This is a genomic window from Collinsella sp. AF05-9, from assembly GCF_003465595.1.
GTDB lineage: Bacteria > Actinomycetota > Coriobacteriia > Coriobacteriales > Coriobacteriaceae > Collinsella.
Window position 1 is genome coordinate 1 of sequence record NZ_QSBB01000006.1, and the last position, 14,162, is coordinate 14,162.

The 14,162-nt window shown below is 60.3% G+C and carries 12 protein-coding genes; all 12 read left to right on the plus strand.

Annotated features, from left to right (window positions below; all coding sequences use genetic code 11):
- Window positions 1–102, plus strand: a 102-nt coding sequence (locus DWV43_RS03065) for an arginine deiminase family protein (protein WP_147343553.1), incomplete at its 5' end; no start/stop codon positions are given.
- 105 nt (window positions 103–207) lie between these two features.
- Window positions 208–1,203 carry an ornithine carbamoyltransferase gene (gene argF / locus DWV43_RS03070; RefSeq protein ID WP_117584234.1) on the plus strand — a complete coding sequence of 332 codons (996 nt, stop codon included), beginning with the start codon at window positions 208–210 and terminating at the stop codon, window positions 1,201–1,203.
- A gap of 138 nt (window positions 1,204–1,341) precedes the next feature.
- Complete coding sequence (locus DWV43_RS03075) at window positions 1,342–2,829, plus strand: YfcC family protein (protein ID WP_369832310.1); 1,488 nt, start codon at window positions 1,342–1,344, stop codon at window positions 2,827–2,829.
- 605 nt (window positions 2,830–3,434) lie between these two features.
- Complete coding sequence (locus DWV43_RS03080; protein ID WP_117638233.1) at window positions 3,435–4,916, plus strand: DUF1846 domain-containing protein; 1,482 nt, start codon at window positions 3,435–3,437, stop codon at window positions 4,914–4,916.
- A gap of 256 nt (window positions 4,917–5,172) precedes the next feature.
- Window positions 5,173–5,511 carry a hypothetical protein gene (locus tag DWV43_RS03085; RefSeq protein WP_040358312.1) on the plus strand — a complete coding sequence of 113 codons (339 nt, stop codon included), beginning with the start codon at window positions 5,173–5,175 and terminating at the stop codon, window positions 5,509–5,511.
- Between the two features lie 178 nt (window positions 5,512–5,689).
- Window positions 5,690–7,351, plus strand: coding sequence for a CTP synthase (locus DWV43_RS03090; protein WP_055252564.1), 1,662 nt, complete (start codon window positions 5,690–5,692; stop codon window positions 7,349–7,351).
- Window positions 7,352–7,353: 2 nt separating this feature from the next.
- Window positions 7,354–8,295, plus strand: a complete 942-nt coding sequence (gene xerD, locus DWV43_RS03095; RefSeq protein WP_172674638.1) for a site-specific tyrosine recombinase XerD — start codon at window positions 7,354–7,356, stop codon at window positions 8,293–8,295.
- 449 nt (window positions 8,296–8,744) lie between these two features.
- Window positions 8,745–9,179, plus strand: coding sequence for a division/cell wall cluster transcriptional repressor MraZ (locus tag DWV43_RS03100; protein ID WP_035137949.1), 435 nt, complete (start codon window positions 8,745–8,747; stop codon window positions 9,177–9,179).
- A gap of 20 nt (window positions 9,180–9,199) precedes the next feature.
- Window positions 9,200–10,165 (plus strand): 16S rRNA (cytosine(1402)-N(4))-methyltransferase RsmH, encoded by a 966-nt coding sequence (gene rsmH, locus DWV43_RS03105; protein WP_117636014.1) that lies wholly within the window; start codon window positions 9,200–9,202, stop codon window positions 10,163–10,165.
- 90 nt (window positions 10,166–10,255) lie between these two features.
- Window positions 10,256–10,726, plus strand: coding sequence for a hypothetical protein (locus tag DWV43_RS03110; RefSeq protein ID WP_117584230.1), 471 nt, complete (start codon window positions 10,256–10,258; stop codon window positions 10,724–10,726).
- Window positions 10,727–10,908: 182 nt separating this feature from the next.
- A complete protein-coding gene (locus tag DWV43_RS03115) occupies window positions 10,909–12,609 on the plus strand; it encodes a peptidoglycan D,D-transpeptidase FtsI family protein (RefSeq protein ID WP_369831529.1) in 1,701 nt (566 codons plus the stop codon).
- 127 nt (window positions 12,610–12,736) lie between these two features.
- Entirely contained in the window at window positions 12,737–14,161 is a 1,425-nt protein-coding gene (gene murF / locus DWV43_RS03120; RefSeq protein ID WP_117817052.1) for a UDP-N-acetylmuramoyl-tripeptide--D-alanyl-D-alanine ligase, read from the plus strand.
- Window position 14,162: the final 1 nt, after the last annotated feature.

Here is a 14,162-nt window from a genome sequence, read left to right on the forward strand (position 1 = left end):
AAGGAGGGCCTGGACCTTCTCGTCGTGCCCTCCGCCGAGCTCTCCCGCGGCCGTGGCGGCCCGCGCTGCATGAGCATGCCCTTCTGGCGCGAGGACCTCTAAGTCTTTCCGTTTCCGGTGCGGTCCCCCTACAACCGCACCGGCTTCGCCCGTTAAACGGGCAACACTAATACTTACGTAATTCATTTCTTCGAAAGGATTCGAACCATGGGTGTTAACCTCTCCGGCCGTAGCTTCCTCAAGCTCCTCGACCTCACCACCGAGGAGATCGAGTACCTGCTCAAGCTCTCCAAGAACTTCAAGGACATGAAGCGCGCTGGCGTTCCGCACCGCTATCTCGAGGGCAAGAACATCGTCCTGCTCTTCCAGAAGACTTCCACCCGTACCCGCTGCGCCTTCGAGGTCGGCGGCATGGATCTGGGCATGGGCGTCACCTACCTCGATCCGGGCTCGTCGCAGATGGGCAAGAAGGAGTCCATCGAGGACACCGCCCGCGTTCTCGGCCGCATGTATGACGGCATCGAGTTCCGTGGCTTTGCCCAGGACGACGTCGAGGAGCTTGCCGCTAAGTCCGGCGTGCCCGTCTGGAACGGTCTGACCACCGAGTGGCACCCCACTCAGATGCTCGCCGACATCCTGACCGTCCAGGAGAACTTCAACTACGACATCAAGGGCAAGACCCTCGTCTTCATGGGCGACTGCAAGAACAACGTCGCTCGCTCCCTCATGGTCGTCTGCTCCAAGCTCGGCATGAACTTCGTGGCCTGCGGCCCCGAGGAGTGCATGCCCGCTGACGACGTCATCGAGGCCTGCAAGCCCATCGCTGAGGCCAACGGCTGCACCATCAAGCTGACCACCGACGTCAAGGACGGCGTCACCGGTGCTGACGTTCTCTACACCGACGTGTGGGTCTCCATGGGCGAGCCCGACGAGGTCTGGGCCGAGCGCATCGCTCAGCTCACCCCGTATCGCGTTACCTCCGAGGTCATGGCTATGGCCAACCCGGGTGCCATCTTCCTGCACTGCCTGCCCAGCTTCCACGACACCAACACCACGATTGGCGCCGAGAAGTGCGAGCAGTTCGGCATCACCGAGCAGGAGGTCACCGACGAGGTCTTCGAGAGCCCCGCTTCCAAGGTCTTCGACGAGGCCGAGAACCGCATGCACACCATCAAGGCTGTCATGTACGCTACGCTCAAGTAAGAGCATCTAGCATCTCGCTCGGGGTGCATTGCTGCGCACCCCGAGCGCTTTTGTCTGGTAAAAATCTCGCACAGAGCGACATGCACGGCACGGAAGAGCCGCTTCGGGCGAGATCAGTAATTGATTTATGAAGGGGGGATGAGAACTATGACTGAGACCGCTAAGAAAAAGCGCGGTATGCCTTCATCGTTCACCATTCTTCTTGCTCTGCTGGCAATCGTCGCGGTTATCACCGTTATCGTCTCCGGTACGTCCGGTGGCGCGGTTACCGCTGCCCGCTTGAGCGATTTCTGCACCGCCCCGGTCAAGGGCTTCGCTGACGCTCTGCCCGTCTGCCTCTTCGTTATGATCCTCGGCGGCTTCCTCGGCATGATGACCGAGACCGGCGCCCTGGACAACGGCATTGCCGTTCTGGTGCAGAAGCTTAAGGGCAATGAGATCATGCTCATTCCCGTGCTGATGCTCATCTTCTCCCTCGGTGGTACCACCTATGGTATGTGCGAGGAGACCGTTCCCTTCTACGCCCTGCTCGCCGCCACCATGATGGCTGCTGGCTTCGACCCCATGGTCGGCGCTGCTACCGTCCTGCTCGGCGCTGGCTGCGGCTGCCTCGGCTCCACGGTTAACCCGTTTGCCGTCGGTGCTGCCGTTGACGCTCTGACCGGCGTTGGCATTGAGGTCAACCAGTCCATCATCATCGGCCTCGGTGCCGTCCTGTGGATTGTTACCACTGTTATGTCCATCCTCTTCGTTATGAGCTATGCCAAGAAGGTCAAGGCTGACAAGGGTTCCACCATCCTTTCGATGCAGGAGCTCAAGGACGCCGAAGAGGCTCACGGCAAGGCTGCTTCCGAGGTTCACAAGGAGGTCAAGCTCACCGGTCGTCAGAAGGGTGTTCTGATCGCCTTTGCCTTCACCTTCGTCGTCATGATCGTCGGCTTCATCCCGCTGGCCGACCTCAATGAGGGCGTCGCCAACTTCTTCGATGCTGGCGCTGTCTATGACGCCGACGGTAACGCCATCGTTCAGGGCTGGTCTGCCCTGATCACCGGCCTGCCCATTGGCCAGTGGTACTTCGACGAGGCTTCCACCTGGTTCTTCCTCATGGCTGTCCTGATCGGTATCATCGGCGGCCTGTCCGAGAAGCAGATCGTCAACACCTTCATCACCGGCGCTGCCGACATGATGTCCGTTGTCCTCGTCATCGCTCTTGCCCGTGGTATCTCCGTCCTCATGGCTAGCACCGGCCTCGACGTCTACGTCCTCGACGCTGCCGCCAATGCTCTGTCCGGCCTGTCCGGCGTGATCTTCGCCCCCATGAGCTTCTTGGTCTACTTCGGCCTGTCCTTCCTGATCCCCTCGACCTCCGGCATGGCCACCGTCTCCATGCCCATCATGGGACCGCTGGCTGTCAAGCTCGGCTTCTCGCCCGAGGTCATGGTCATGATCTTCTCCGCCGCCATCGGTGTCGTGAACCTGTTCACCCCGACCTCCGGCGCCATCATGGGCGGTCTTGCCCTGGCCAAGATCGAGTGGACGACCTGGCTCAAGTTTGCGCTTAAGCTCATCGTCGCTCTCTCCGTCGTCTGCGCCGTCATTCTGACCGTCGCTTGCGTGATGCTCTAAGTACCCCTTGGGTACCCCACGGAAACCATGACGATCCTATAACGGATCACCTGGTCATCGTCTGTCCGGTGGGGTAACCCCACCGGTAGACTCCTACCTTTAGCCCCCTCCCGTTCCGTGCGCGGGAGGGGGCGCTCTTGTGTTCCGGCGTTTTACCAAACGCCGGAACCACTCGACGCTGCAAGCCCGCCAGAGCGGCAATCTGACGTTCAATCGTCGGGCATGGCCAAAAGGCCTATGCCCTCCTCTTTCACGTCACCTTGCTCGCTCTGGTGGGCTTTCGCTGACTTATGCTCAACCTGCGGCGCTGCCATTGTTGGCGCAGGGGGCGGCTTGCTCGCTCTGGTGTCTGTTCGCTGTCCGTTCTCTGCCCGCGACGTTTCTGCTGTTGGTGCAAAGGGGTCAGGTTACTTTGCGCCAAAAGGGGAAGTTGCGGTGGAATAGTTCCCGTTTGGCCGTCTTGAGGGGTTAAACAGGAGCTATTTCACCGCAACTTATCGATGGCGTGTTTGGTTGGTGCCTGTTGATGGCCTGGGCATCGGGGAGGGCAGGCTCCGTTATAATCGCGTAGGAACTTAATTTACGAAACGGGACGGGAGCCATACATGCGCCAGGGTTTCGACAACGCGAAGTATATCGAGCTGCAGGCCGCTCATATTAAGGAGCGCATCTCGCAGTTTGGCGGCAAGCTGTATTTGGAGTTTGGCGGCAAGTTGTTCGATGACTATCATGCCAGCCGCGTGCTGCCGGGTTTTGAGCCGGACAGCAAGTTTCGCATGCTCAAGAGCATTGCCGATGACGTTGAGGTCATCATCGCGATCAACGCGAACCACATCGAGAAGAATAAGGCCCGTGGCGACCTGGGCATTACCTATGACGAGGACGTTTTGCGCCTGGTCGACTTGTTCCGCGGCAACGGTTTCGCTGTCGCGGCGGTGGTCATCACCCAGTACGCCGGCCAGCCCGCCGCCGATGTGTTCCGTAATCGCCTGAATGCGCTCGGCATTCCCGCCAAGCTGCACTATCCCATCGAGGGCTATCCGCACGACGTCGACCTGATCGTGTCCGACGACGGCTATGGCAAGAACGAGTTTGTCGAGACCACCCGTCCGCTCGTCGTCGTGACTGCGCCCGGCCCTGGCTCGGGCAAGCTCGCCACCTGCCTGTCTCAGCTCTATCACGAGCACAAACACGGCACCGCTGCCGGCTACGCCAAGTTCGAGACGTTCCCGGTCTGGAATCTGCCCCTCACGCATCCGGTCAACATCGCCTATGAGGCCGCCACGGCCGACCTCGACGATGCCAATATCATCGACTCCTTCCACTTGGAGGCCTACAACAAGACCACGGTCAACTACAACCGTGACGTCGAGGCTTTCCCGGTGGTCCGTGCCCTGATGGAAAAGATTCTGGGGGAGAGCCCCTACCAGAGCCCCACCGACATGGGTGTCAATATGGTCGGCTTTGCCATCACCGATGACGATGCCTGTCGCGATGCCTCCAAGATGGAGATCGTCCGCCGCTACTTTTCTGCGGTCGAGGCCGTGCGCCGCACCGGCGTGGGCGATGAGCAGGTTGATCGTCTCAAGCTCATTATGAAGAAGGCCGGTATCGACAAGAATTACTCGCCGGCACGCTCGGCCGCCCTTACCAGGGAGCAGCTGACGGGTGGCCCCGTAGGCGCCATGGTCATGCCCGACGGCTCCGTGGTGACCGGTAAGACTTCCACGCGCCTGGGCGCCGCGAGCTCGCTCATCATGAACGCGCTTAAGCATGTCTCGGGCGTTGATCTTGAGCTCGAGGTCATCAGCGATGAGGCGATCGAGCCTATCAGCAAGCTCAAGACGCATTTCCTGGGTAGCAAGAACCCGCGGCTGCACACCGACGAGACGCTTATGGCGCTCTCGATCACCTCGGCCACGAGTGAGACGGCCGCTCGCGTCCTTTCGGGCCTGGAGCAGCTGCGCGGTTGCGACGCCTTCTTTAGCGTGATTATCTCGCCGACGGACGAGACGGTACTGCGCAAACTGGGTATCAACGTGTGCTGCGAGCCCAAGTTTGAGCGCCGCGGTTTCTTCCATCGCTAAGTTTGAAGCACCGCGGTAATTGCATTGCATTTTGGCCGTATCGGGTTAGCGCCCGGTACGGCTTTTTGATCAATAAAGCGCCTATTTCGGCGAAAAATAGTCGTTTACCTGCCTAGAAACAATTTGAGCGGTATACAATAACCGTAACTGTTTCATCCTTAGCGGGATGCCGCATGATGGATATTACCTGCCATCGTGAGGTGTGTCGGTCGCGCACGGCGCGTTAGATGCTCGTGCTCGGTTTGAGGAGGCTGCCATGGCGGGCAAGGGTCGTGCGAGTGTCAACGATATGAAGCGTGTCGAGGTGCTGGTGTTGATGGAGATCGACCAGCAAACCGAAGACAATGGCGGGCCGTATGGTTTCTCGCGCAAAACGCTTGCCGAGCGCGTGGGGGTTTCGCCGTATCGTGCCCGCGCCGCAATCGATCGCTTGGATTCCGAAGGCATGATTGATGTCGTCTCGCGTTATAGCGATGACGGCGGTCAGCTTGCAAATGGCATTTGCCTCACCGAACGTGGCGAGTGGTATCTTGAGGGCGTCCGTACCGGCATGCTCGTTCAAGAAATGCTTGAGGACGAGGTTGCTGATCGATAGCAGCATGTAACCCTTGCCATAGCGACGCCGCCTGGGAAACCGGGCGGCGTTTTGTTTCAAGATTGAGAAATGCAATCGCACACGAGAAAAATTGCGAACGGTCCGCGGCGCGAGTATTACAATGAAGACCCGTAAGATGTGGATAAACAACTTCTACGGGAAGCGCAGGTAACTCAATATGACCAAGCATGTGTTCGTAACCGGTGGCGTGGTTTCGTCCCTGGGCAAGGGTATCACCGCGGCCTCGCTGGGCCGTCTGCTCAAGTCGCGTGGCTACAAAGTAACGATGCAGAAGGCCGACCCGTATCTGAACGTCGACCCCGGTACCATGAGCCCGTTCCAGCATGGTGAGGTCTTTGTAACCGAGGATGGTTACGAGTCCGACCTGGACCTGGGTCATTACGAGCGCTTTATTGATGAGAACCTGACCCGCGATTCCAACTTTACGACCGGTGCCATCTACAAAAGCCTAATCGCCCGCGAGCGTCGCGGCGACTTTTTGGGCGGCACCGTGCAGGTGATTCCTCACGTCACCAATGCCATTAAGGATAAGTTCCGCCGCATCGAGGAGCAGACCGGCTCCGATGTAGTCATCACCGAGCTGGGCGGCACGATCGGCGACATCGAGTCCCAACCGTTTGTCGAGGCCATTCGTCAGTACCGCAAGGAGGCCGGCCCCGAGAACGTCTGCTACATCCACGTGTCGCTCGTTCCCTATATCGCCGCCGCCCACGAGGTCAAGACCAAGCCCACGCAGCATTCCGTCAAGGAGCTCCGCAGCTTTGGCATCCAGCCCGATATTATCGTGTTGCGCTCCGACCACCATATCGATGACGCTATCCGCGGAAAGATCGCAAGCTTCTGCGACGTCGACACCGATTGCGTCTTTACCAACGAGGACTGCGCGAGCATTTACGATGTTCCGCAGCTGCTTGCCGAGCAGGACTTTGACCTGCGCATTTGCGAGCGCCTGGGTCTGGACCCGCGTGAGCGCGACATGAGCGAGTGGAACGAGTTCCTGCGCAAACAGAATCACGCCAACCATCACGCCGACAAGGTGAAGATTGCCGTCGTTGGCAAGTACACGCAGCTGCCCGATGCGTACCTGTCGGTTATCGAGGCCCTGCACCATGCGGGCGTCTTCTACGATCGCCATGTGGACGTCCAGCTGGTCGACGGCGAGAGCCTCGACGAGCAGAATGTCTCCGAAGTTCTGGGCGACGCTTCGGGTATCCTGGTCCCCGGCGGCTTTGGCAAGCGCGCCCTGGAGGGCAAGATCCTCGCGGCCGAGTTTGCCCGCGAGCACAAGATTCCGTATCTGGGCATTTGCCTGGGTATGCAGGTAGCCGTGTGCGAGTTCGCCCGCAACGTCGTCGGCCTTGCCGGCGCCAGCTCCTCCGAGTTCGACCCGGACGGTCCGTTTAGCGTCATCGATCTGATGAGCTCGCAGGAGGATGTGACCGAGAAGGGCGGCACCATGCGTCTGGGCGCCTATCCGTGCAAGCTCGCCGCCGATACCCTCGCTCGCGAGGCATATGGCGAGGATCTCGTCTACGAGCGTCACCGTCACCGCTTTGAGTTTAACAACGCCTTCCGCGACCAGCTCGAGGACGCCGGCTTGGTTATCTCTGGCCTCTCACCCGACGAGCGCCTGGTCGAGATGGTCGAGCTGCCGCGCGACGTGCATCCGTGGTATGTGGCAACCCAGGCTCACCCCGAGTTCAAGAGCCGTCCGACCAACCCGCAGCCGCTGTTCCGAGAGTTCGTGCGTGCCTCGATCGGTCAGCACGAGGGTGTCGATCGCCTACAGGTGACGCCCATGAACCTCGCTACGGACTAAGGGTGCCGGCGAACAAAGAACATACCGAAGCTACTCCCTCGTCGCTCGCCGTGGCGGCGGGGGAGTATCTCGATTACCTCGCGGTCGAGCGGGGTTTGGCGCGCAACACGATTGCGGCCTACCGTCGTGACCTGACGACGTACTGCGCCTATCTGGAGCGGGCGGGCATCATGTCTTTTGATGAGGCGACTCGTCAGGTCGTGGAGGGCTTTGTCGCCGACCGTCGCGATGGGGGCTATTCCGATGCCTCGGTGGAGCGTGCGCTTGCGGCCGTGAAGGGCCTGCATGCCTTTTTGGTGCGCGATGGGATTGTGGCCCAAAATCCAACGGCGGCGTTGCGCCTGCCTAAAAAGGCTGAGCGTTTGCCGGAGTATCTATCGGTGGAGGATGTCTCGGCGCTGCTCGATCAAGACTTCCCCGAGGGCGAGATGGGCTTGCGCGACCATGCCATCTTGGAAGTGCTCTACGGATGCGGCTTGCGTGTGAGCGAGTTGGTGGGGCTCGATGTGGGCGATATCCATATCGACGATGGCTTTGTGCTCGTTCGCGGTAAGGGCTCAAAGGAACGCCTGTCCCCGCTGGTGGGAAGCGCGGCGCGAGCTCTGACGCTCTATTTAACTGAGGGGCGTTCTCGCTTGGCGGCCCATGCCCACGGAACCGAGACCTCGGCGGTCTTTTTAAATAAGAACGGCCGCCGTCTGTCGCGCCAGGGCATCCATGCCATCTGTGAGCGCTACGGGCGCCAGGTGGGGCTGGTGGGACTCCATCCCCATACGCTGCGTCACTCCTTTGCCACCCATATGCTTGCGGGCGGTGCAGACCTCCGTGTGCTACAGGAGATCTTGGGACATGCCGATATATCGACCACGCAGGTCTACACGCATGTCGATCGTACGCAACTGACCGAGGTCTATCTGGCGGCGCACCCGCTGGCACATCGTTAACACATCGCTGGCCTGCATATCTATAGGTATTTGGGGACGGGCCCCAGATTGCCGCGGCGTGCTTTTGCGCGCGCATGGGCAATCTGGGGCCCGTCCCATTTTTTGCCACTTGTCGTCGCGGTGGTGGGCCGCATGTGCCTTGGGTGGGGGAGTTTGGGGGCGATGTGAACGGCATGTAAAGGGACGCAAAAATCGCCTCAAGGTCAACTTGAAGGTTGAGGTTGAACGGCGGGGTGCCACAGGTGGCATCCCGCCGTTGCTGTAAACACAACATATTGTGTTTTCGAACATATGATTGGGGGTGTTTTGCAATATATGGTGGGCGGGGTGGGGGAAGGGGTGGGGAAAGGTGTTGAAAAATGGGACGGTTCCCCATATTATTGATGACGTCGACAGGCGGGGTGGTTCCCCGCGTACGTGCCATCTGAGTAACCGAGGGGAGGGCGCACATGGGAATGACGGGTGCATACGAGCGCAATCTCGATGCAAAAGGTCGTCTGTCCCTGCCTGCACCCCTTCGTGAGGAGCTTGGAGAGCACGTTCGCGTGTTTAAAGCCCTGGATGTCGATGCTCTGTACGTGTTCTCTGCCGAGGCCTTCGATAAGTGGGTCGAAGGACTCTTCGCGGGTCGTGAGGGCCACGAGGGTTTTAACCCGCGTGACATCAACGACCAGAAGCTCATGAGGGCGATCAACAAGCGCACCACGTCGATGGATGTGGACAGCGCGGGTCGTATCGGTCTTTCTGAGTCTCTCCGCAAGCAGGCGAACCTCGACCGCGAGGTCACGGTTGTGGGCAACTACGACCACCTTGAGGTTTGGGACCGCGCTACGGCCGATGAGGACGATGATGACGAGGCCCTGCTGGACCTCTTCTTCTCGTAAGGGCAAGGCACGAGTAACGGATGGAGCGTGGGATCTTGACACAAGAATATCGGCATGAACCTGTCATGCTCGGCGAAGTGCTTGAGTCGCTGCAGCTAAAGAGCGGCTCCGTCGTCTGCGACTGCACCCTTGGCGGTGCCGGCCATTCGGTAAAGATGGCCGCGCAGGTGGGGGAGACCGGCCTTTTGCTCGGCGTCGATCAGGACGACATGGCCCTCGAGGCCGCTGGCGCCCGTCTGGACCGCGAGGTTCCCGGCGTACCGCACCAGCTGCTGAAGGGCAACTTCGGCGACTTGGACGAGCTGCTTTGCTCGGCCGAGGTGCCCGGGGTCGATGGCTTCCTGTTCGACTTGGGCGTTTCGTCGCCGCAACTCGATATCCCTGGCAGGGGCTTTTCGTACAACGAGGACGCCCCATTGGACATGCGGATGGATCCGGGTAACAACACCTTAAACGCAGCTGAGGTCATCAACACCTATAACGAACACGACCTCGCCCGGATTCTACGCGTCTACGGCGAAGAGAAGTTCGCCTCGCAGATCGCGCGTGAGATCGTGCGCCGCCGCGAGCATGAGCCGATCGAAACCACCGGTCAGTTTGTCGAGATCATCAAGGCTGGTATCCCCGCTGCCGCTCGTCGGCATGGCGGACACCCAGCCAAGAAAAGTTTCCAGGCCATTCGCATCGAGGTCAATCACGAACTCGATGTGCTCGAGCGAGGGCTAGACGCCGCCACAAGGTGGCTCAACCCGGGCGGACGCATCTGCGTCATCTCGTATCACTCGCTCGAGGACCGTATCGTAAAGAACCACTTTAAGGAGATGAGCCAGGGGTGCACGTGTCCGCCGGAGATTCCGGTGTGCGTGTGCGGCAACGTGCCGATACTCAAGGTCATCACCCGCAAACCCCTGGTTGCCCAACCCGATGAGGTTGCGCGCAACCCTCGGGCGAGATCAGCCAAGATCCGCGTGGCGCAGCGTCTGTAGACGCGACCGCGCGATATTGGACCTCCCGCTCGCACCATAAACGAAGCTTAAACACACTACCAACGTACTCGGGATGGGAGGCGGCATATCATGGGCTACAACACCTCAAACGCAGCACTCGCCTATGATATGAACGCCATGCCCGCCTATCGTGAGACACCGCAGGCCCCCGTTGCTCCCCGTGAGCAGCGCACGCCGCGCTTTGATGTCTACACGGGCGCGGGCCGTCAGGCAAACCAGGCGGTAAGCCCGGTTTTCATGAGCGTTCTTAAAACGTTTTGCATCATTGCGGCTATCTTCATGACGATCGGCGTCGCCCGCGTGGCGCTCGCCGGCGTTACGGCCCAGGTGCTCAACAGCAACGCCGAGCTTACCAACACGCTCGAAAAGGCGACCGATGAGAGCTCCGACCTGGAGGTCATGCATTCGGTCTATGGCGCCGACACGCGCATTCGCGACCTTGCGGGCGCTTATGGCATGGTGGAGCCCAGCGAGAGCGTTACACTTGACTTTTCGCAGGATGCAGCCGCGGGCGCCAACGCGACCGCGACCGCTCAGTAGCAAGACGGTAGCTGAGTATGACAAATGACTATCGCCGCGGTTCCGATGGGGGCCGCGGTTCTGGACGTCCCTCGTCGCGGGGACGTTCTGGTTATCAAGGAACGGGTCGGCAATCTTACAACGCCGGGCGGTCCCGTGGCAACGACCCGGCGTCGCGACTTCGCGGCTCGGGTGGCCCTCAAGTGCATAACACCAGGTCGCGCAAGAGTTCGTCGACCGAATGGCTCACGGGCACGCCGCTGCCTCGCCGCAAAGCCGTCATGGGATTCATCGGGCTTGGCTTGGGCTTGGGCGTCTTTCGCCTTGCCGACTATCAAATTGTCGAAGCCGATAAACTGCGCGAGCGTGCCGATGCGCGTCGCCTGCTTGCGCAGACCCTCTATGCCAAACGTGGCACCATCTACGACCGCAACGGTAACGTGCTGGCGTCGTCGGTCGAATGTCGCAACATCGCCGTGAACCCGCAGCTTGTCGAGGACGTTGACAAGACGGTGTCGGCGCTGGTCAAGGCAACTGGAATCGATAAAAAGACCTGCCGCAAGCTCGTCGAGTCCGATGGAACCTGGGTGTATATCAAGCGCCAGGTGGACGAAGACGATGCTGTGGCGCTGGAGAAGAAGAACCTGCCCGGCGTGCTTTTTGAGCAGGCCATGAAGCGCGTATATCCATACGGCAATCTGGCATCGCAGGTGCTGGGTGTAGTGAATGTAGACAACGACGGCTTGACTGGTCTCGAAAAGCAATACAACAAGCTTCTGACCGGCACGAACGGTTCTCTCGTACGCGAGCGCGCGAGGGACGGCAGCTATATCGCGGGCGGTGCCTATAAAAAGGTGGCTGCGGTCGACGGCGTTGATATCGTGACGACGCTCGACGTCAATATCCAGCGTGCGGCCGAGGATGCCCTGGCAGAGGCAGTTGAGAAGACTAAGGCCAAGAACGGCTCGGCGCTGGTCACCGATCCTACGACAGGAGAGATCTTGGCAGCCTGCTCGTATCCGACCTACGACCAGACCGATTTGGAAAACGCCAAGACCGAGGATATGAACCTGCGCCTGGTTACCGACGCCTACGAGCCCGGCTCGGTCTTTAAGACACTCGTGGCGGGCGCCGGCTTCGACTTGGGCGTCGTGCGATCGAGTACGTCGTTTGAGGTGCCGGCGAGCATCAAGGTGGGCGACGATACCGTCACCGATGCCGACAAGCGCGACTATGCCATGACCATGGATGTGCGCGAGATGATGCGCCGTTCGTCCAACGTGGGCTTTGTCCTGGTGGGGCGCAAGATCGGTGCCGACGACTTTGCCGCCTATGTGGACAAGTGGGGCATCGGTCACAGCTCTGGTGTAGATTTTCCGGGCGAGAGCCTGGGCATCGTCAAGGAGCGTGACCAGTATGACGGCGCCACGCTGGGCTCGATGAGCTTTGGACAGGCGCTGTCTGTCTCGCCGATTGAGATCGCACGTGCCGTGGGCGGCATCGCCAACGGCGGCGTGATGATGACCCCGCACTTCTATAAGTCCAGCAAAGGCGACGAGAAGGACTGGGGCGAAGGCGAGCGTGCGATTTCTGAGGATGCAGCATCCCAGGTGACATCGTGCATGCAGACGGTCGTGTCGGAGGGAACGGGCGTTGGCGGCGCGGTTGACGGCTATGACGTGGCGGGCAAGACCGGCACGGCCGAACGTGCCGACGAGAACGGCGGCTACCTCAAGGAGAACTACATGTCGTCCTTTATGGGCTTTGCGCCGGCACAATCACCCAAGGTGCTGTGCTATATCACGCTCGACGGAACGCCGAGCGGCTCAGATGCCGCTGCGGTGCCGTTCCAGTCCATTATGGCCAACGCGCTCGACGTGCTGGGCATCCCGCGCACGAAGTAGGGGGTTACAATCTTTGGGGCGTGGTTTGTTGTCCCATATGAGGGGTGTTCGCATGCCCTGCACCACGCATGCGCGGCGCTGGGATACAATACGCCGATAGCATTATTAGGTTTACAGGGGAGCTGCAATGATAGAGATCGCCGTCAACAACCTCGCGGCCGCAACAGGGGCCCGAACCGTGACGGGAGAAGTCGATCGGGTATGCCGCGGGTGCGTTATCGACTCGCGCCAGGTCGAGGAAGGGACGATTTTCGTCGCCTTTCCCGGTGAAAACGTCGACGGCAATGATTTTGCTTCCCGTGCCGTCCAGTCGGGTGCCGGCGCCGTCGTGATGACGCGTGAGCCCGATGCCGAGTTGGTCTCGCTGGCGCAGGACAAGGGATGCGCCATCCTGCTGACCGATGATCCCGAGGAGTTTCTGCTTCGTTTGGCGCACGCGTACCGCCTGGAGCTTGGCTGCCTGGTCGTTGGCATTACCGGTTCCATCGGCAAGACGACGACCAAGGACGTGCTCGCCGCTGTACTCGCCAAGCGCTATCGTGTCTGGGCCACCAAGGGCAATTTCAATAACCTGATCGGCATGCCGCTCACGGTGCTTTCCGCTCCGGCCGATACCGAGGTCCTGGTGCTCGAGATGGGCATGAACCATTTCCACGAGATCGAGCGCCTGTCTCAGTCTGCCAATCCCAACCTTGCCATCGTGAGCAAGATCGGCACCTCTCATATCGGCATTTTGGGCAGCCGCGAGAACATCGCCCGCGCTAAGGCCGAGATCGTTCAGGGCATGTGCGCCGCTGGCGACTATTTGCCGCTGCTGGTTTTGGGCGGTGAGGACGACTTTACGCCGTTCATTCGCGACACGTTCGCCCAACCTGCTGGTATCGACGTGATGCTGGCCGGCGTCTCGGACGATGATGAGGTCCGTGCCCGCGACGTTCGCGTTGATGACGAAGGCCGTCCGGTCTTTACGCTCGATTTTGGCCAGGGTGAGACGATCGATACCATGCTTGCCATCCCCGGCGTGCAGTCCGTTCCTAATGCCGTTAAGGCCGCCGCGGTTGCCTATCGCCTGGGCGTGACGCCCGAGCAGATCGATGCTGCCTTTAGGGGTCTCACGATCACCGGACACCGCCAGGAGATCAAGCGCGCCAAGAGCGGTGCACGCGTCATCGATGACTCCTATAACGCCAGTGCCGAATCCATGGCTGCTGGCCTCGATCTGCTGTGCTCGCTTTCGTGCACGGGGTCTCGCATGGCGATCCTGGGCGAGATGGGCGAGATGGGCGATGAGGCTCCTCGCATGCATGAGCTCGTGGGCGCCTATGCCGCCGCCAAGAAGCTCGACATGCTGGCGTGCGTGGGTGGTGAGCTGGCCCAGCTTATGGCCGATGCCGCACGCATGATGGGCATGGACGAGGACCGCATCCAGGTGTTCTCCGATTATCAGCAGGTGCTCGACCGCATGGGCGGCGCGCTTGAAAAACATGATGTTGTACTGGTCAAGGGTTCCCGCTTTGTTGAGCTCGACCGCTTTGTGGAAGGTGTGTGCTAGC

Bases quoted from the DNA above. Each gene is read 5' to 3' on its own strand.
- argF (WP_117584234.1), top strand. From the start codon at position 208: ATGGGTGTTAACCTCTCCGGCCGTAGCTTCCTCAAGCTCCTCGACCTC.
- DWV43_RS03075 (WP_369832310.1), top strand. From the start codon at position 1,342: ATGAGAACTATGACTGAGACCGCTAAGAAAAAGCGCGGTATGCCTTCA.
- DWV43_RS03080 (WP_117638233.1), top strand. From the start codon at position 3,435: ATGCGCCAGGGTTTCGACAACGCGAAGTATATCGAGCTGCAGGCCGCT.
- DWV43_RS03085 (WP_040358312.1), top strand. From the start codon at position 5,173: ATGGCGGGCAAGGGTCGTGCGAGTGTCAACGATATGAAGCGTGTCGAG.
- DWV43_RS03090 (WP_055252564.1), top strand. From the start codon at position 5,690: ATGACCAAGCATGTGTTCGTAACCGGTGGCGTGGTTTCGTCCCTGGGC.
- DWV43_RS03100 (WP_035137949.1), top strand. From the start codon at position 8,745: ATGGGAATGACGGGTGCATACGAGCGCAATCTCGATGCAAAAGGTCGT.
- rsmH (WP_117636014.1), top strand. From the start codon at position 9,200: ATGGAGCGTGGGATCTTGACACAAGAATATCGGCATGAACCTGTCATG.
- DWV43_RS03110 (WP_117584230.1), top strand. From the start codon at position 10,256: ATGGGCTACAACACCTCAAACGCAGCACTCGCCTATGATATGAACGCC.
- murF (WP_117817052.1), top strand. From the start codon at position 12,737: ATGATAGAGATCGCCGTCAACAACCTCGCGGCCGCAACAGGGGCCCGA.